Origin of the sequence: Amycolatopsis pigmentata (genome assembly GCF_042684065.1) — a bacterium.
GTDB classification, from domain to species: domain Bacteria; phylum Actinomycetota; class Actinomycetes; order Mycobacteriales; family Pseudonocardiaceae; genus Amycolatopsis_E; species Amycolatopsis_E pigmentata.
Window position 1 is genome coordinate 50,577 of record NZ_JBHUKR010000022.1, and the last position, 15,944, is coordinate 66,520.

Genomic DNA, 15,944 nt, shown 5'->3' on the forward strand with positions numbered 1-15,944 from the left:
GTAGGCGGAGACGGCCCGGAGCCGAACCGCTTACCGGGCCCCATTTCCGCCATGGCTGTGGTCGGATTGGGAACGATCGGCGCAGTCAGGCCTTCTTCGCTGCCTTCGCGGCTTTCTTGAAGCTGCGCACCTCGGCGAGCGATTCCGGGCCGGTGACGTCGGCGATGGACCGGTGCGAGCCCTCCTCGCCGTAGGCCCCCGCGGCCTCACGCCAGCCCTGTGGCCGCACGCCGAGTTGTTTGCCCAGCAGCGCGAGGAAGATCCGGGCCTTCTGGTCGCCGTAGCCGGGCAGCGCCTTCAACCGGCGCAGGACCTCGGGGCCGTCAGGGTCGCCCTCCGTCCAGATCGCGTCGGTGCGCCCGTCGTGGTTCTCCACGACATGCCGGGCCAGCGCGTGCACCCGCCGCGCCATGGACCCGCCGTAACGGTGGATCGCCGGTTTGACCACGCACAGTTCGACGAACTCCTCCTCGTCGGAGTCCGCGATCTTGGTGACGCTGAATCCGCCCATCCGGTCCGCGATCTTCTTCGGGCCCGCGAAGGCGACCTCCATCGCGATCTGCTGATCCAGGAGCATCCCGGTGAGCAGTGCGAACGGATCCTCCGACAGCAGTTTGTCGGCGTCGGGATCACCGGTCAGGCGCAGCGTCTTCGACATGGACACATCGTCGCACGGTCGGCCGCCGGCATCGCCTCCATGGCGCGACCGTGGCACGTTGTTCCGCAATGTGCTACATGACCGACCCGTCAAGTCGGCCCGCCGGGCTCGACACGACGCCATCCGCGCCCAGATCGCCGATGAAGAAATCGAAGCGACTGAAGCCGAGGTAGCCGAAAACGCCGCCGCCCTCGACGTTTCACTCCACCTGCGCATCAGCCGGTCCCTCGACGCCGAGTTGCGACGCCGGGCGGCCGACGAGCACATTCCCACATCCGCACTCGTCCGACGGCTCCTCACTCAGGCCGTACACAGGCGCGACTCCAGTGGCATCACGCCCGCTGAGGTCGAAGAGATCGCCCGCCGCGTCGCTCGCGAGGAACTCCAACGAAACTGAAGCGACGACCACGGTCTCGCTGATTGTCGTTCGGCGGTCAAAGCGATCGCCGGCGTTTCCGCGTGCGGTAAAGGCTTGAACCGGGATGCGGGGTCGGGCCGTACCTGCCGGTGACGCTCCCTCAGGCGGGGCATCGCGGTCGGCTTGGACCGTATGGCTGGTGCGGTCCAAGCAGAGGCGTCCGCTGTCGTCACTCGCGGCGGACGCCCTCTTCCTCGTCGGCGGTGTCCCGCTCAGGCGAGGGGGGCGAGGGCCTCGGCCAGCGGCTCGAGCAGGGACGGTTCCGCCCGGTGGGGCAGGTTCATGATCACCAGATCGGCGCCGGCCTCGCGGTAGCCCGCCACCTCCTCGACGGCCGGGCCGATCCCGCGCTCGGGGTCGATCATGACGTTCACCGAGCAGATGATCTCCTCCGGGTTACGCCCCACCTCGTCGCAGCGGACCAGGAGCGTCTCCTTCAGTGCCTGCCATTCGGCCACGCTGGAGTTGATGGAGTTCCACTGCTGCGCCCACAACGCGACCGCGCGCAGCGTCCGTTTCGGCCCGCGCCCGCCGATCACGATGGGCGGATGCGGCCGCTGGACCGGCTTGGGCTCACAGCGCGCCTCGGTCAGTTGGTAGTAGGTGCCCTCGAAGGTGGTCGTGGGCTTGCTGAGCAGGCTGATGATCACCTGAAGGCCCTCGTCGAACCGGTCGAACCGCTCGCGCAGGGGCGGCAGTTCGATGCCGTAGGCGTCGCATTCGTGCTGGTACCAGCCGGCGCCGAGGCCGAGGTCGAGCCGTCCCTGCGCGATGATGTCGATGGTCGCGGCCATGTTCGCCAGCACCGCCGGGTGGCGGTAGATCATGCACCCCACCTGGCAGCCGATCCGGATCCGCCGGGTCGCCTGTGCCATCGCGGCGAGCATCGTCCAGCCCTCCAGGTTGGGGCCCGCGAGATCGCCGCTCAGGGGGTAGAAGTGGTCCCAGTTCCACGCCGAGTCGAACAACTCGATGTCGTCGGCCGCCACCCAGACATCCCGCATCCGTTCCCAGGTCGTGTGTTCCGGCCTGGTCTTGATCCCGAAGCGCACGCCGCTCCTCCTCACCTCGTAGGCACTGCGCGGTGAAACCTACGCCACACCGGGGGTGGCGATCGGTGTTGACGAAGTGATGGTCCGCGAAACCACGGGTCCGGCCTGGCGCTGTAATCTTCGTGGTTGCGACGCCGTGCTCTGTGCGGGCGTGCCGGCCGCGGCTTCACCCAGCCGTTTTCGCCGGGCGGAAACATGTACGGGCAACCAGGTGTGTTCGTCACCACTGGGAGCTTGACTGCCTGATAGCAGTACGCTTGTACCGCAAACATAGGGTGAAAAAGGACGCGAGGACCCGCGAGAGGAGCACCCCCGCTCATGGCCAAGATCAAGGTCGAGGGCACCGTCGTCGAACTCGACGGCGATGAGATGACCCGCATCATCTGGCAGTTCATCAAGGACAAGCTCATCCACCCGTATCTGGATGTGAACCTGGAGTACTACGACCTGGGGATCGAGGAGCGGGACCGCACCGACGACCAGATCACCATCGACGCCGCGAACGCGATCAAGAAGCACGGTGTCGGCGTCAAGTGCGCCACCATCACGCCGGACGAGGCGCGCGTGGAGGAGTTCGGCCTCAAGAAGATGTGGCGGAGTCCCAACGGCACCATCCGGAACATCCTCGGCGGGGTGATCTTCCGTGAGCCGATCGTCATCTCCAACATCCCGCGGCTGGTGCCCGGCTGGACGAAGCCGATCATCATCGGCCGTCACGCCCACGGTGACCAGTACAAGGCCACCGACTTCAAGGTGCCCGGTCCCGGCACGGTGACCGTCACCTACACGCCGGACGACGGTTCGGAGCCGATGGAGATCGAGGTCGCCCGGTACCCGGAGGGCGGCGGCGTGGCCATGGCGATGTACAACTACCGCGCCTCGATCGAGGACTTCGCGCGCGCGTCGCTCCAGTACGGCCTCGACCGCGGTCTTCCCGTGTACCTCTCCACGAAGAACACGATCCTCAAGGCCTACGACGGCATGTTCAAGGACGTGTTCCAGGAGATCTTCGACAACGAGTACAAGACGGACTTCGACGCCAAGGGCCTCACCTACGAGCACCGGTTGATCGACGACATGGTCGCCGCGGCGCTCAAGTGGGAGGGCGGCTACGTGTGGGCCGCGAAGAACTACGACGGTGACGTCCAGTCCGACACCGTCGCTCAGGGCTTCGGCTCGCTGGGGCTGATGACCTCGGTGCTCCGCACCCCGGACGGCAGGACCGTGGAGGCCGAGGCCGCGCACGGCACGGTGACCCGGCACTACCGGCAACACCAGCAGGGCAAGCCGACCTCGACCAACCCGATCGCGTCCATCTTCGCGTGGACCCGTGGGCTCGAGCACCGCGGCAAGCTCGACGGCAACTCGGAACTGGTCGGTTTCGCGAACAAGCTGGAGCAGGTCGTCATCGAGACCGTCGAGAGCGGCAAGATGACCAAGGACCTCGCGCTGCTGGTGGGCAAGGAGCAGCCGTACCAGACCACCGAGGAGTTCCTCGCGACGCTGGACGCGAACCTGGCCAAGAAGATCGGCCAGGGCTGATCTCCCACGAGGGCGCTTCGCCCGCGCGAAGCGCCCTCGGAATCTCCGCTCACCACAGCGTCACCACGGGTAGCGAATCCTCGTCGGGCGTTGGCGCTAGTGGGTGGTTTCGCCGTTCCGGACTGTCGGCCGGGGAGACAGCGTCGTTATTCTTGTGCGGAGAGTTGTCGGGTATCAGCGGGGAGTGTCCGTGATCCTGGGTGTTCCGAAGCGGACCTTGATCATCTTCGCGGTACTGCTGGGTATCGTCCTGATCTATCTGCTGGGCGCGGACAAGGACAAGTCGCAGGGAGCCACCGGTGGTTCGACCGGGTGCAAGATGACCGTGACCGCCGACGTGCTCAACGTCCGCGCCGCGCCCGATCCCAACGCCCCGATCGTCGGCATGTTCAACCAAAACGCCCAGACCGCCGCCGAGCCGGTGGTGCAGAACGGGTTCCGGAAACTCGCCGAGAACAAGTGGGCCAAGACGGAGTTCCTCACGCCCGTCGACGGCGCCAACTGCGGCTGACCGGCAACCGCGCCGGATCCACGCGAAAGCATCGTAAGAGCGTGGCTTCACCCCCGGTCCGGTGGGGCGAAGCCGCGCACTCGGTCCTACGGCGAGACGGAGAGCAAGTATCCGTCGCTTTCCCGGTAGCACTCGAAGTCCATCCACAGCCCTGCGGGGAAGCCCGCGTTGCCCGCGTTCACGCATTGCTCTTTGGTCGGGTACGTCCTCAAGTTCACCCAGTCCGCAGTGCTGGCGGAAGCCACTCCCTGGCCGGCGATGAGGCCACCCGCCACTCCGAGGGTGAGCACCGCGGCCGCGACCTTTCTTCGCGTCGGGCTCATTCCGTCGCTTCGCATCGTCGATCTGACTCCGTTCATGATTCGTCAACGGATTCGAAACGTAGTCGCCTCACTACACTCGGTGTTCATGCTATTCAGCGCGGACGGCCCGCACGATCTCCCGCGCACATTTGGGATCGAAGGGGAAATCTCCCTCCGATGAGCGTGAAGGCGCGGAAAAATGCCCGGCGCGGTGAACCCACCGGTGCGGTAGGCACCGGCTTCGACGGTAATCTCGCCGGTGTGCTCACCGTCTCGACCGTCAACGTCAACGGCATGCGCGCCGCCGCCAAGAAAGGCTTCATCGAGTGGCTGGGCGCCGGCCCGGCCGATGTGATCGCCTGCCAGGAGGTACGCGCCGACTCCAGCCAACTGCCCGCCGCCGTGGTCGCTCCGGAGGGCTGGCACGTGCGGCACGCGCCCTGCGCGACGCCGGGACGCAACGGTGTTTCGGTGTACAGCCGGATCGAGCCGGAGTTCGTCCGCACCGGTTTCGGCGAGACCGAGTTCGACGACAGTGGGCGGTACCTCGAGGTGCACCTCCCGGGACTCGTCGTGGCCAGCCTGTATCTGCCCAGCGGTGACGTGGGCACTCCGCGCCAGGACGAGAAGGAAAGGTTCATGGCGGCCTTCCTGCCGTATCTCGTCGAGCTCCGCGGAAAGGCGGAAGCGGCCGGCGCGGAGGTGATCGTGGCCGGTGACTGGAACATCGCGCATGCCGAAGCGGACCTCAAGAACTGGAAGGGAAACCAGAAGAACTCGGGCTTCCTGCCGGAGGAACGTGCCTGGCTGGGCCGGGTGTTCGACGAGGCAGGTTACGTGGACGTCCAGCGCAAGGTCGATCCGGTGGGGCCCGGCCCGTATACGTGGTGGTCCTACCGGGGCAAGGCGTTCGACAACGACGCGGGCTGGCGTATCGATCTCGTGTGTGCCACACCGGGTCTGGCGGAGCGATGCACCTCGGTGGTCGTCGAACGAGCCGACAGCTACGACCGCCGGTGGTCCGACCACGCCCCGGTCACCGCGACCTTCGACTGGCGCTTCCCTCGGTGAGGCGCCGAACTCCGGTCACAGCACGCGCACGGGGGTACCGGGGGTGACCAGGCGGACCGCCACCTCCGGCGCGATCCGGGCGAGGGCGTCGGAGAAGTGCCGCGGGTCGGTGTCGCCTTTGGTGATCATCCGGTCACCGAGCCATCCACTGTGGAACGCGTAGTGGTGCGGCACGGCGAGGGTCGGCTTCAGCACCGCGGCGAGCCCGGCTGCTTCCTCCGCGTTCATGACGACCTGCCGCAGGTCCAGGGGGCGCACGCAGAGGCCGTTGGTGGGCAGCAGGGCGAGGTCGACGGCGCCGAACCGTTCGGGGATCTCGTCGAGTTCCGGAACCCGCAGTGAGTCGCCGCCGAAATAGACCGTGCGGCCGCCGGCCTGGATGACGAAGGTGACCTCATGCACTCCGTGCTGGGCGGGTGCGGCGGTGACCAGCAGGTCGCTTCCGACTCGGTTCGACTCCCAGGCTTCGATGGTGCGGGTGTCGCGAAATCCCTTCGCGGTGGCGATGGTGGTGACCGTGCCGGGTCCCACCAGCGGGGTGTCGAGGTCGAACCCGCCGGCCACGAGGGCGTCCAGGTCGCAGTGGTCGTAGTGCTCGTGGCTGACCACGAGGGCGTCGACGGGGCCGAGGTCGGCGACCGCCGTGGCCACCGGCTCGCCCTGGCGGTAGTGGGAGTTGGTGGTGAACCACGGGTCGGTGAGGATCCGGATGTCACCGATCTGGATGAGGTGGCAGGCGTGGCCGATGCGGGTGACGGTGAGGGACGAGTTCATGATGGGTTGCCTTTCTTGTTGAGGGGAGGGGTTCAGTCGCGGCCGAGGTCCCAGATCGCACCGAGCAGTTCCTCGGGCGTCTCGACCGTGGGAAGGTGGCCGGAGCGGGGCAGCACGGTCAGGTGTGCCATCGGGATCGCGTCGGCGAATGCCTGTCCGTGCGCGACATCGACGATGCCGTCGCTCTCGCCCCAGATCACGTGCACGGGAAGGTCGAGTTCGGACAACCGGCCGAGCAGCGTCGGGTCGGCCATGGCCGGTCCGGTGTAGGCGATCAACGCGGCGACGTCCGGGCTCGGTCCGGTGCCACCGGCCGTCTGAGGGGCCGCCGCCCGGCTCGGGTCGTGGAACGAGTGGGCGGCCAGCTCGGCGGGGGTCAGAGTGGAGACATCGGTGAGCGGATGCCCGTCGACCTCGAGGCCGATCGCGTCGACCAGGACCGCGCCGCTGACCCTCGGGCTGTCCAGCAGCGCGATTTCCGCGGCCAGCCAGCCACCGAAGGAGCTGCCGATCACCGTGACGTCGTCCAGGCCGAGGCTGTCGAGCATGTCGACATACAGCCGGGCGAGGTCCCGGGTGGACGCCAGTCCGTCCGGGCGTGGGGTGCCGCCGAACCCGGGGTGGGTGGGCAGCAGCACCCGGGAGTGGGTGCGCTCGGCGAGCAGGTTGGCGAACGCGACCATGGTGGGGACCCCGCCCCCGCCGTGCAGCAGGAGAAACGGCCGTGTCCGGTCGGTGTCGAGGTAGGTGACGTCCGCGCCGCCGAAGGTGGCGGTGGTCGTCCTTGTTGGCCGCAGGGCTCCCGCGGCGACGGTGGTGGCCATGACAACTCCTATTCAAGTGATTTATATAAACTTGTTTATTCATAGTGCAGTCGTAACCCCTGCCGGGGCGGGACTGCGGGCTAGTGCCTGTTTCGAAAGCCCGTGTTTCCGCACGAGGTGAGTAGCCGCGCGCGGGTGCCGAAGGCCTCGGATTTTCGGAGGCGGGCCGCCTACCTGCCCAGGCAGGCCGACGACGAGAGCCACGGCCCGTCTACGCAAATCCGATCGCGCGCCTTCGAAACACTGCTTAGAGCCTGCCGGTCGCCTTCACCAGCAGCGAGTGGAGCGTGGCCTGTTCAGTAGGGGAAAGCTGTCCGATACTGCCGGTCATAACCTCGTCGAGGATTGCCGCTCCGGCGCGCCGGGCGTCCTCGCCGGCGGGCGTCAGCCGGTAATGCATCGCCCGCCCGTGTCCCTGCACGCGCACCAGCAAACCCTTGGCGATCATCCGGTTGGCCATCGTGCCGAACGCCTGATCCGACTGGAACGTCAGCACGGCCAGTTCGTGACCCGAGGCTTCCGGGTTGGCTGCCGCATGACGTAACACATCCCACTGCGGCAGTGACAACCCGATCTCCGCGAGCCGAGCGTTCCCCTCGCGATGATGCCGCCATTGGAGACGCTTGACGGCGAGTCCGATCTCTCGCAGTGAGACGGTCATGGTGCCGTGGGACTCCCCGCTCTTCATGGTGAACCCCTCCGTCCGGCTCGATATAAACAACCTTATATCAAGGTGTTGAATCGCGCAACCGGCACCCTGGCCGGGTGCCGGTTGCGGTGGCGCACCTTCCGCCGAATCAGGCGAAGGCGCGTTCGAGCCAGGATCGCCAGGTGTCCCGCTCCTTCTCCTGGTCCACGCCGGGCCGGTAGAGGTGATGACCGATCGCGACGGGCGCCCCCAGTTGTGACCGGCCGTGGAAACGGTAGATCGCGTCGTCGGCGCGGACGCCGAGGAAGGAAGGCCCGGTGTAGTCCACGACTCCTTCGATGGGCGGGAAACCTTCCGGCGTGAGCCGGACCTTCTCGCCGACCGCGGGCGTGCCCGGCAGCCCGAGCGCGCGGGGAAGCTTCGCCCACGCGCTTTCCTCCGCTGAAGCCGCGGGACCTTCGACGGTGACGAAAGTGGCCTGCCGTCCGGAGAAGTACTTGAGGTACTCGGCGAGGGTGTGCAGGTACATGTCCCAGCCGGCACCCATCATGTCTTCGTACTCGTCGTTCCAGTTGTCGCCGAGGACTCCGCTGTGCACGAAGCGGAGGACCGCCGTGCCTCCATCCCTCGCTTCGATGAGATATTCGAAAGCCTGGGTGGACCCGTCATCGGCCACCGGCGTCTGTACGGCGAGGCGCCTGGGCGGGTCCCAGGTGATCACACCCGGGCCGTCCGGCTGGACGTCCTCTGTCGTGAACAGCCAGCCGGCGGTTCCCTCGGCGGTCGTGATCGCCTCCCATACCTGCCTGGGAGTCGCATCGAGCTCGACTTCCTTCGCGATCTCGAACTCTCGTGTCATGGACGTCTTCCTCACGGTTCCAGTAGTGCGCTCAACCGGTCGAGAAACGGCCGCTGGCCCTTGACGATCTTCTCCTGGGCGTGGTCGAGATCGAACCAGCCGGCCCGGTCGATTTCGGGAAACTCTCGTATCCGCCCCGATCCGCGGGGCCATTCCAGTTCGAAGGTGCCGGGCACCACCAGGCCGGGGTCGAGGTCTCCGGCCAGTGCCCAGGCCGTGATGACCTTGCCGCCGGACTGGCGGACCGTGCCCAGTTCGGTCAGTTCGCCCTCGGGCACGGGTAACCCCAGCTCTTCCTGGAATTCCCGGCGGGCGGCGGCTTCCGGCTCCTCGTCCGGTTCGTACTCGCCTTTCGGCAGGGACCACGCCCCCGAGTCCCGCCGGGACCAGAACGGGCCACCCATGTGCCCCAGCAGGACCTCGATGCCGTTTTCGCGGCGGTACAACAGGATTCCGGCGCTGCGCTTGCCACTCACCCGGCGAACGCCCGCTGGAGCCAGGCCTGCCAGGCCTGCTCGGTCTTGTCCGCGTCGACGTTTTCCGCGAACAAGTGGTGAGCGGCGTCGACGGTGCCGCCGAAGGAATTCCGGCCGAAGAAACGGTAGAGCGCGTCGGCCGAGCGGAGCCCGACGAAATAGTCGTTGAGGTAGTCGACCTCGGCTTCCACGGTGCCGGTTCCGGGGAGGTCGAACCGGACCTTGTCGCCTTCGCGAGACTGGCCGGTCAGGCCAAGCGCGCGCTTGAGCACCTCCAGCGAGTCGGGACCGGACGACGATTCCGGCCCACTGACCGAGACATAGGCGGCGGTGCGGCCGTTGAAGTGACCGAGGTACTGCCCGAGGGTGTGCAGGTAGAAGTCGGTGTGCTTGCTCGCGCCGTCGTACTGGTTGTCCCAGTCGTCGGTGAGGACGCCACTGTGGACGTACCGCAGGACCGCGGTCCCGCCCTCACGCGCTTCGATGACGTACTCGAGCGCGTTGAACCAGCCGTCTTCTCCGTCGACGCGGACCGCGTAACGCCCCGGCGGCTCCCATGCCTGGGGCTCGGGGGTTTCCGGGACCGGGAACATCCAGTTCGCGGTGCCGCTGGTGACCGCGGCGAAAACCGCTTCGGGTGTGGCGGGCAGCACGACTTCGCGGCGGATTTCGAATTCGGTGGATTCGGTGGACACAGCTCTACTCCTCTTCCTTCTTCTTGAGACTGGGGTGCAATGCGACGACCAGACGGTGGTCACGACCACCGGCGGCCTTCTCGTCGTGGTACTTGGCGACCAGGTTCTTCACCGCGGCACCGAGTTCTTCGGCGAAGGCGGCACGCTCCGAAGCGGTGGCGAACCGGATTTCCGCGTCGATGGCATACGTGGCGAGCCGCTTGCGGGCGGCCGTGGCGCCGGCGATCAGTTCGCCGAGTTCGCGCACCAGCCTGGCCGCGAGCGCCAGCAGCCACCGAGCGGAAAGTTGGTCGGGCGCACGGCCCGGGTCGGGGGCGACCGCGGCGAGGGCCGCCGGGGAGATCACGTACGAGGCCGCGGTGGCCCGCAGCACCCGCTCGGTGACATTGCCCTTGCGGCGCTCCTCGACCAGTTCGATCAGACCGTGCCGTTCGAGCGCGCGCAGATGGTAGTTGACCTTTTGCCGGGCGAGCCCGACGCGGGCCGCGAGGGTGCTGGCCGAGGCGGGCTCGGCCAGTGCGGCGAGAAGCCGGGCGCGCACCGGGTCCAGGGAGACCTCGGCGGCTGCCGGGTCATCGATCACGGCGACTTCGAGCATGGGAGTAGGTTCGCACCGAAAATAAAAGTTGTCAAGACAGTTAAAGCTGTCGGTGCGTCCTGGTGGTTGGTGGAGCAAGGAGCGTTTACTACGGATCATCCGTGTCGATCGGCGGCCGGACGAAAAGCGTGTCCGGCCGCGTGCAGCGGCCTCCGGCGGAAAACTCTTGCGGGTGGTCCCTCGCCGCTGCCGCCTCCGGCCGAGTAAACGCTCCTTCCTCCGGATCATCCGTGGCTAAGCCGGGGGGTGTGGGGCGCCGCGTACCTCGAGGGTGCCGAGCAGTTCGGCGGTGGCCTCTTCGATGGCGGCGACGGCGCGCTCGAAGGCGGCGGCGTTGTGTGCGGCCGGACGGTGGAAGCCGGAGACCTTGCGGACGTACTGCAGGGCGGCGGCGCGGATGTCGGTGCTGGTGACCGCCTCGGCGTAGGGCGGGCGGAGGGTCTTGATGCTGCGGCACATGCCCGTATTGTCCGCCGCTGCCCCTCTGGTTGTCTGCCGTCGTCCGGCCCTGTGGTCACGCGGGTCGGGGGGACCGGGTGCGCCGGGCACTCGGCCGGACGCTAGTGTCTGCCCCGCCTGGTGATCGAAAACGATCGGTCTTGACACGCTGAGTAGTTTTCTTCCTGGCACATCCACCCGTTAGGGTGACGCAGTTCGGAACGACAGTCTCGTCCCGGGAGGCACCACGGTGCACAACCGAACACCTTCACCCGGCCCTACCGGTCCTTGCCTGCTCCGGGCCGCCGTGATCGCGCCTGCCGTGATCGCGGTCGTTCTGGCGAGCGGAGCCACCGCCGGCGCCGCGGACAGCGGCTCGGTGCCGGTCGAAGCCGACCTCACCGCGTTCGGGCTGCTGGGCCCGGTCGGTCTCGCGGCCGTCGCGCTCGGCCTCATCGGGATGGCGCTCGGCGTGGTGCGGCAGCGTCGCAAGTCCCAGGCCGCGGCCGCGGAGGCGAACCGGCCCGTCGAGCCGCCCGCCGTCGTCGCCGACAGCGACGAGCCCACGCTGACCCCCTACCGGCGCTCAGCCTGAGTCTTTCCGGCGCTCCACGGACCGCCAAGCCCCTTGCACCACCTTCGTGCGCCGCGCGCCGGAACGCCTGAGAGGATTAGCGGCGTGTCCGACGTCAGGGAAAACGACGCCCGGTTACGGGTGCTCTCCGGGATCCAGCCGACCGCCGACTCCTTCCATCTCGGCAACTACCTCGGCGCCGTCCGCCAGTGGGTCCGGCTCCAGGACACCCACGACACCTTCTACATGGTCGTCGATCTGCACGCGATCACGGTCGAACAGGACCCGAAGGTGCTGCGTGAACGGACCCGCGCCTCGGCGGCCCAGTTGCTCGCCCTCGGCGTCGACCCCGACCGCAGCGCCCTGTTCGTCCAGAGCCAGGTTCCCGAGCACGCCCAGCTCTGCTGGGTCCTGCAGTGCCTGACCGGGTTCGGCGAGGCGAGCCGGATGACGCAGTTCAAGGACAAGGCGACCAAGCAGGGCACCGACCGGGCCAGCGTGGGCCTGTTCACCTATCCGATCCTGCAGGCCGCGGACATCCTCGTCTATCAGGCGAACGCGGTCCCGGTCGGCGAGGACCAGCGCCAGCACCTGGAACTTTCACGGAACCTCGCGCAGCGCTTCAACCACCGTTTCGGCAAGACCTTCGTCGTGCCCGAGCCCTACATCGTCGCCGACACCGCGAAGATCTTCGACCTCCAGGATCCGGAGTCGAAGATGAGCAAGTCGGCCTCGTCGCAGAACGGGCTCATCGAACTGCTCGACGACCCCAAGAGGTCCGCCAAGAAGATCCGCTCGGCGGTCACCGACACCGGCCGCGAGATCGTTTTCGATCCCGAGCACAAGGCCGGCGTGTCCAACCTGCTGACCATTTATTCGGCACTCGCGGGCCGGTCGACGGCCGAGTTGGAAGCGGCATACTCGGACAAGGGCTACGGTGATCTGAAGAAGGATCTTGCCGAGGTTCTCGTCCAATTCGTGACGCCTTTTCAGGAACGTGTCCGATCCTATTTGGACGATGTCGCGGAGCTGGACAAGGTGCTCGCCAGGGGCGCGGAACGGGCCCGGGCCGTGGCCTCGGAGACCCTTTCGCTGGTCTACGACCGGATCGGTTTCCTGCCTGCCGCCCACTAGCGGTCGCGGCGCCGCGACGCTCGCGCACAACGGATTCACAGGAACCCACAGGTCGTTCTCAGATCTGTTTCAGAAACGCCCGCGATGCTTCGGCAGTGCTCGCGAGACTTCTGAAGAAGCGACGGCTCGTCGTGTCGGTCGCCGTCATCGTCGTGGTCGCCGCCGGGGTGGCCATCTGGTTCGGCACGCGGCCGACCACCGCGGCGCCGAGCTATCGGCTGGTCCCGGCGAGCGTGACCACGCTTCGGCAGACCGTGTCCTCCTCGGGCACCATCCAGCCCGCTCAGCGCAGTGATCTGAACTTCGGCGTGTCCGGTCAGGTGACCTCGGTCGCGGCGACGGTGGGCCAGCAGGTCACCGCGGGCCAGCAACTGGCCACGGTGCAGTCCGCGTCGTTGTCGGCGTCGCTGGCGCAAGCCCAGTCGACGCTCGCCTCGGCCCAGTCGAAGCTTTCCTCGGATCAGTCCGGCAGCGCGTCGGCCGCGCAGGTCAGCGCCGACCAGGCGGCCATCACGGCGGCCCAGAACCAGGTGAACAACGCCCAGAACGCGCTCGACGAAGCGACCATGACCTCACCCATCGCGGGCACGGTGGCGCAGGTGAACCTCACGGTGGGGCAGCAGGTCTCGGCGGGCGGTTCCGCCGGCTCCAGCCAGAGCGGCGGGACGAGTTCCCAGTCCGGCAACGGAAACGCCGGCGGCGGCGCGGGTTCCAGCCAGTCTTCGGGGTCGTCCGCGCAGTCTTCTTCGTCGTCGAGTTCTTCGTCCGCGCAGATCGTGGTCATCTCCACCAACGCCTACGTGGTGAACGCGAGCGTGGACGACACCGAGGTGGGGCAGGTGCGTACCGGCGAGCAGGCCGTGATCACCCCGAACGGCTCGACGACGCCGGTCTACGGGACGGTCACCTCGGTCGCGGTGATGGCCTCGGGTTCCTCCTCGGTGCCGAGCTACCCCATCACCATCAGCGTGACCGGCAACCCGCCGGGCCTGATCGCGGGCGCGGGCGCCACCGTCTCGATCGTCGTCAAGCAGCTCACCGATGTGCTGGCCGTGCCGAGCGCCGCGGTGCACTACACCGGCGGGAAGACCACGGTCGAGGTGATGAGCGGGCAGCAGCAGGTGAGCAAGCCGGTCACCACCGGCATGACTTCCGGGGGCATGACGGAGATCGTCGACGGACTGTCCGAAGGGGACCAGGTCGTCGTCGCCGCGCCCGCCGGTGGCGGCACGGGGACCAGGCCCAGCGGTGGTAACGGTCCGGGTGGCGGAACCGGCCGGACCGGCGGCGGGATCGGTGGTGTCGGTGGCGGCGGAATCGGGCGGCCTGGTGGCGGATTCGGCGGGCTCGGTGGCTGACATGCCGGAGAAACCATCTCCCCCAACGGAAATCCTGGGTGAAGGTGAGTGGCCGAACTCGGTTTCGGGTTCGCTGACGACCACCGAACCCGTGATCGACATCCGCGACGTGCGGAAGGTCTACTCGACCGGCGTGGTCGAAGTCGAGGCGCTGCGCGGTGTTTCGCTGCGCGTCGAGGCCGGTGAGTACGTAGCGATCATGGGCCCGTCCGGGTCCGGCAAGTCCACGCTCATGCATATCCTCGGCTGTCTGGATCTGCTCACCACCGGTAGTTACCGGCTGGCGGGCGAGGACGTCGGCGCTCTGTCCGAAATGGACCTCGCGGCGATCCGTAACCGCCGCATCGGGTTCGTGTTCCAGCAGTTCAACCTGCTGCCGGCGCTCGCGGCCTGGCGCAACGTCGAACTCCCGCTGTGCTACTCGGGGGTCCGCCGGGCCGAGCGCAAGGCCAGGGCGGTGGAACTGCTGGACCGCGTCGGTCTCGGCGACCGGATCGAACACCGGCCCAACGAGCTCTCCGGAGGCCAGCAGTCCCGGGTCGCGCTCGCCCGTGCGCTGGTCAACCGGCCGTCCATGGTGCTGGCGGACGAGCCGACGGGTGCGCTGGACTCGACCGCGACCGCCGACGTGCTCTCCGTTTTCGAGGAACTGAACCGGGACGGGAACACGATCGTGCTCATCACACATGAAGAGGAAGTCGCCGCACACGCCCGCCGGGTGGTCAGGCTGCGCGACGGGCTCATCGAGTCCGATTCGGGGGCGGCCCGATGAACTGGCTCGAAACCGTGCGGACCAGCCTGGAGGCGATCCGTTCCCACCGGTTGCGCTCCGGGCTCACCATGCTCGGCATCCTGATCGGGATCGGCGCGGTGATTCTCACCGTCGGTCTCGGCGAAGGCGCGCAGGCACAGGTGACCTCCGCGATCAACTCGCTCGGCACCAATCTTCTCGTGGTCTCGCCGGGCAGCACCACGAGCACCACGGGGGTGCGGGGCGGCGCCGGATCAGCGACCACGCTGACCCTGCACGACGCGACCGCGCTCGCCGCGCCGGGGGTCGCGCCCGACATCGCGGCCGTGGCGCCGACCACCACCCGCAGCACGTCGCTGGCCGTGGGCGCGACGACCTGGACGACGTCGGTCGTCGGCACGACGCCGCCGTGGCAATCCGCGCGGGCACGGACCGTTTCCGAGGGACGGTTCCTCACCGACGAGGACGTGACCGGCGAGGCGGCCAACGTCGTGCTCGGTCCCACGACGGCGCAGGAGTTGTTCGGCGGCACCAACGCGGTCGGGCGGACCGTGACGATCAGCGGGCTCCCGTTCACCGTCGTCGGGGTGCTGAATTCGACCGGAACATCGTCGGCCGCGCAGAACCAGGACGACCAGGCGATCGTGCCGATCAGCACCGCGGCGGACCGGTTGATCGGTGGCGCGAACCGCACCTCGGTGCAGGCCATCTATCTTCAAGCGTCCACATCGGATTCTTTGTCTGCGGCCTACCAGGAAGCCAACCAGGAATTGCTGGCGCTGCACCACGTCACCACGCCCACCGCCGCGGATTTCACCATCGCGAGCCAGGAATCCCTGCTGAGCACGGCCAGTTCGGTGACGCAGACGCTCACCATCCTGCTCGGCGGTGTCGCGGCGATTTCCCTGTTGGTGGGCGGGATCGGCGTCATGAACATCATGCTCGTGTCGGTGACCGAACGGATCCGGGAAATCGGCCTGCGCAAGGCGGTCGGGGCGAGCCCCGTGGAGATCCGCCGTCAGTTCATGGTGGAGGCGTCGACGCTCGGGCTCGCCGGAGGATTGCTGGGCGTGCTGCTCGGTATCGCCGGAGCGCTGATCCTGCCACGGTTCATCCCGATCCAGATCGCCATTTCGCCGTCCGCCACCGCGATCGCCATTCTCACCGCGATCGCGATCGGACTGGTCTTCGGCGTCTATCCCGCCGGCCGCGCCGCGAAGCTGGCACCGATCGACGCCCTGCGCAGCGAATAGGAGAAAA

20 protein-coding genes are annotated in these 15,944 nt (G+C 67.7%); 9 read left to right on the forward strand and 11 right to left on the reverse strand.

Going from position 1 to position 15,944, the window contains the following annotated elements:
• Positions 1–85: 85 nt before the first annotated feature.
• Complete coding sequence (locus ACFSXZ_RS34900; RefSeq protein WP_378270172.1) at positions 86–658, reverse strand: HhH-GPD-type base excision DNA repair protein; 573 nt, start codon at positions 656–658, stop codon at positions 86–88.
• 58 nt (positions 659–716) lie between these two features.
• On the opposite strand from ACFSXZ_RS34900, the gene ACFSXZ_RS34905 reads away from it, so the two are divergent.
• On the forward strand, positions 717–1,055 hold the full coding sequence (locus tag ACFSXZ_RS34905) for a hypothetical protein (protein WP_378270174.1): 339 nt from the start codon (positions 717–719) through the stop codon (positions 1,053–1,055).
• 233 nt (positions 1,056–1,288) lie between these two features.
• On the opposite strand, the gene ACFSXZ_RS34910 is transcribed toward ACFSXZ_RS34905, so the two are convergent.
• The gene (locus ACFSXZ_RS34910) at positions 1,289–2,128 is read right to left on the reverse strand and encodes an LLM class F420-dependent oxidoreductase (protein ID WP_378270176.1); all 840 of its coding nucleotides are present in this window, start codon (positions 2,126–2,128) and stop codon (positions 1,289–1,291) included.
• 318 nt (positions 2,129–2,446) lie between these two features.
• On the opposite strand from ACFSXZ_RS34910, the gene ACFSXZ_RS34915 reads away from it, so the two are divergent.
• Positions 2,447–3,670: an NADP-dependent isocitrate dehydrogenase gene (locus ACFSXZ_RS34915; protein ID WP_378270178.1), complete on the forward strand. Its 1,224-nt coding sequence runs from the start codon at positions 2,447–2,449 to the stop codon at positions 3,668–3,670.
• A gap of 190 nt (positions 3,671–3,860) precedes the next feature.
• Positions 3,861–4,181 (forward strand): SH3 domain-containing protein, encoded by a 321-nt coding sequence (locus tag ACFSXZ_RS34920; protein ID WP_378270180.1) that lies wholly within the window; start codon positions 3,861–3,863, stop codon positions 4,179–4,181.
• Between the two features lie 86 nt (positions 4,182–4,267).
• Here the strand turns inward: ACFSXZ_RS34920 and ACFSXZ_RS34925 are convergent, their stop codons facing one another.
• The gene (locus ACFSXZ_RS34925) at positions 4,268–4,519 is read right to left on the reverse strand and encodes a hypothetical protein (RefSeq protein WP_378270181.1); all 252 of its coding nucleotides are present in this window, start codon (positions 4,517–4,519) and stop codon (positions 4,268–4,270) included.
• A gap of 225 nt (positions 4,520–4,744) precedes the next feature.
• On the opposite strand from ACFSXZ_RS34925, the gene ACFSXZ_RS34930 reads away from it, so the two are divergent.
• Positions 4,745–5,554 (forward strand): exodeoxyribonuclease III, encoded by an 810-nt coding sequence (locus ACFSXZ_RS34930; protein WP_378270448.1) that lies wholly within the window; start codon positions 4,745–4,747, stop codon positions 5,552–5,554.
• Positions 5,555–5,569: 15 nt separating this feature from the next.
• Here the strand turns inward: ACFSXZ_RS34930 and ACFSXZ_RS34935 are convergent, their stop codons facing one another.
• The 8 genes from ACFSXZ_RS34935 to ACFSXZ_RS34970 form a co-directional block, all read right to left on the reverse strand.
• Positions 5,570–6,328, reverse strand: a complete 759-nt coding sequence (locus ACFSXZ_RS34935) for an MBL fold metallo-hydrolase (RefSeq protein ID WP_378270182.1) — start codon at positions 6,326–6,328, stop codon at positions 5,570–5,572.
• 32 nt (positions 6,329–6,360) lie between these two features.
• Positions 6,361–7,152 carry an alpha/beta fold hydrolase gene (locus tag ACFSXZ_RS34940; RefSeq protein WP_378270183.1) on the reverse strand — a complete coding sequence of 264 codons (792 nt, stop codon included), beginning with the start codon at positions 7,150–7,152 and terminating at the stop codon, positions 6,361–6,363.
• Positions 7,153–7,399: 247 nt separating this feature from the next.
• Positions 7,400–7,840 (reverse strand): MarR family winged helix-turn-helix transcriptional regulator, encoded by a 441-nt coding sequence (locus ACFSXZ_RS34945; RefSeq protein ID WP_378270184.1) that lies wholly within the window; start codon positions 7,838–7,840, stop codon positions 7,400–7,402.
• A gap of 109 nt (positions 7,841–7,949) precedes the next feature.
• Positions 7,950–8,660: an SRPBCC family protein gene (locus ACFSXZ_RS34950; RefSeq protein ID WP_378270185.1), complete on the reverse strand. Its 711-nt coding sequence runs from the start codon at positions 8,658–8,660 to the stop codon at positions 7,950–7,952.
• 11 nt (positions 8,661–8,671) lie between these two features.
• Positions 8,672–9,136, reverse strand: a complete 465-nt coding sequence (locus ACFSXZ_RS34955; protein WP_378270186.1) for an NUDIX domain-containing protein — start codon at positions 9,134–9,136, stop codon at positions 8,672–8,674.
• A complete protein-coding gene (locus ACFSXZ_RS34960) occupies positions 9,133–9,831 on the reverse strand; it encodes an SRPBCC family protein (RefSeq protein WP_378270187.1) in 699 nt (232 codons plus the stop codon). The genes ACFSXZ_RS34955 and ACFSXZ_RS34960 overlap by 4 nt, the downstream gene beginning before the upstream one ends.
• 4 nt (positions 9,832–9,835) lie before the next feature.
• Positions 9,836–10,429 carry an ArsR/SmtB family transcription factor gene (locus tag ACFSXZ_RS34965; RefSeq protein WP_378270188.1) on the reverse strand — a complete coding sequence of 198 codons (594 nt, stop codon included), beginning with the start codon at positions 10,427–10,429 and terminating at the stop codon, positions 9,836–9,838.
• Positions 10,430–10,663: 234 nt separating this feature from the next.
• On the reverse strand, positions 10,664–10,888 hold the full coding sequence (locus ACFSXZ_RS34970; protein ID WP_378270189.1) for a DUF2277 family protein: 225 nt from the start codon (positions 10,886–10,888) through the stop codon (positions 10,664–10,666).
• A gap of 229 nt (positions 10,889–11,117) precedes the next feature.
• Between ACFSXZ_RS34970 and ACFSXZ_RS34975 the strand changes: the two genes are divergently transcribed.
• The 5 genes from ACFSXZ_RS34975 (at position 11,118) to ACFSXZ_RS34995 (ending at position 15,937) form a co-directional block, all read left to right on the forward strand.
• Entirely contained in the window at positions 11,118–11,462 is a 345-nt protein-coding gene (locus ACFSXZ_RS34975) for a hypothetical protein (protein ID WP_378270190.1), read from the forward strand.
• An 84-nt stretch (positions 11,463–11,546) separates the two neighbouring features.
• The gene (trpS, locus tag ACFSXZ_RS34980; protein ID WP_378270191.1) at positions 11,547–12,575 is read left to right on the forward strand and encodes a tryptophan--tRNA ligase; all 1,029 of its coding nucleotides are present in this window, start codon (positions 11,547–11,549) and stop codon (positions 12,573–12,575) included.
• Positions 12,576–12,670: 95 nt separating this feature from the next.
• Complete coding sequence (locus tag ACFSXZ_RS34985) at positions 12,671–13,933, forward strand: efflux RND transporter periplasmic adaptor subunit (protein ID WP_378270193.1); 1,263 nt, start codon at positions 12,671–12,673, stop codon at positions 13,931–13,933.
• Between the two features lies 1 nt (position 13,934).
• Entirely contained in the window at positions 13,935–14,705 is a 771-nt protein-coding gene (locus tag ACFSXZ_RS34990; RefSeq protein ID WP_378270195.1) for an ABC transporter ATP-binding protein, read from the forward strand.
• Complete coding sequence (locus ACFSXZ_RS34995) at positions 14,702–15,937, forward strand: ABC transporter permease (protein WP_378270197.1); 1,236 nt, start codon at positions 14,702–14,704, stop codon at positions 15,935–15,937. Before ACFSXZ_RS34990 ends, ACFSXZ_RS34995 begins: the two co-directional genes overlap by 4 nt.
• The last annotated feature ends 7 nt before the right edge of the window (positions 15,938–15,944 follow it).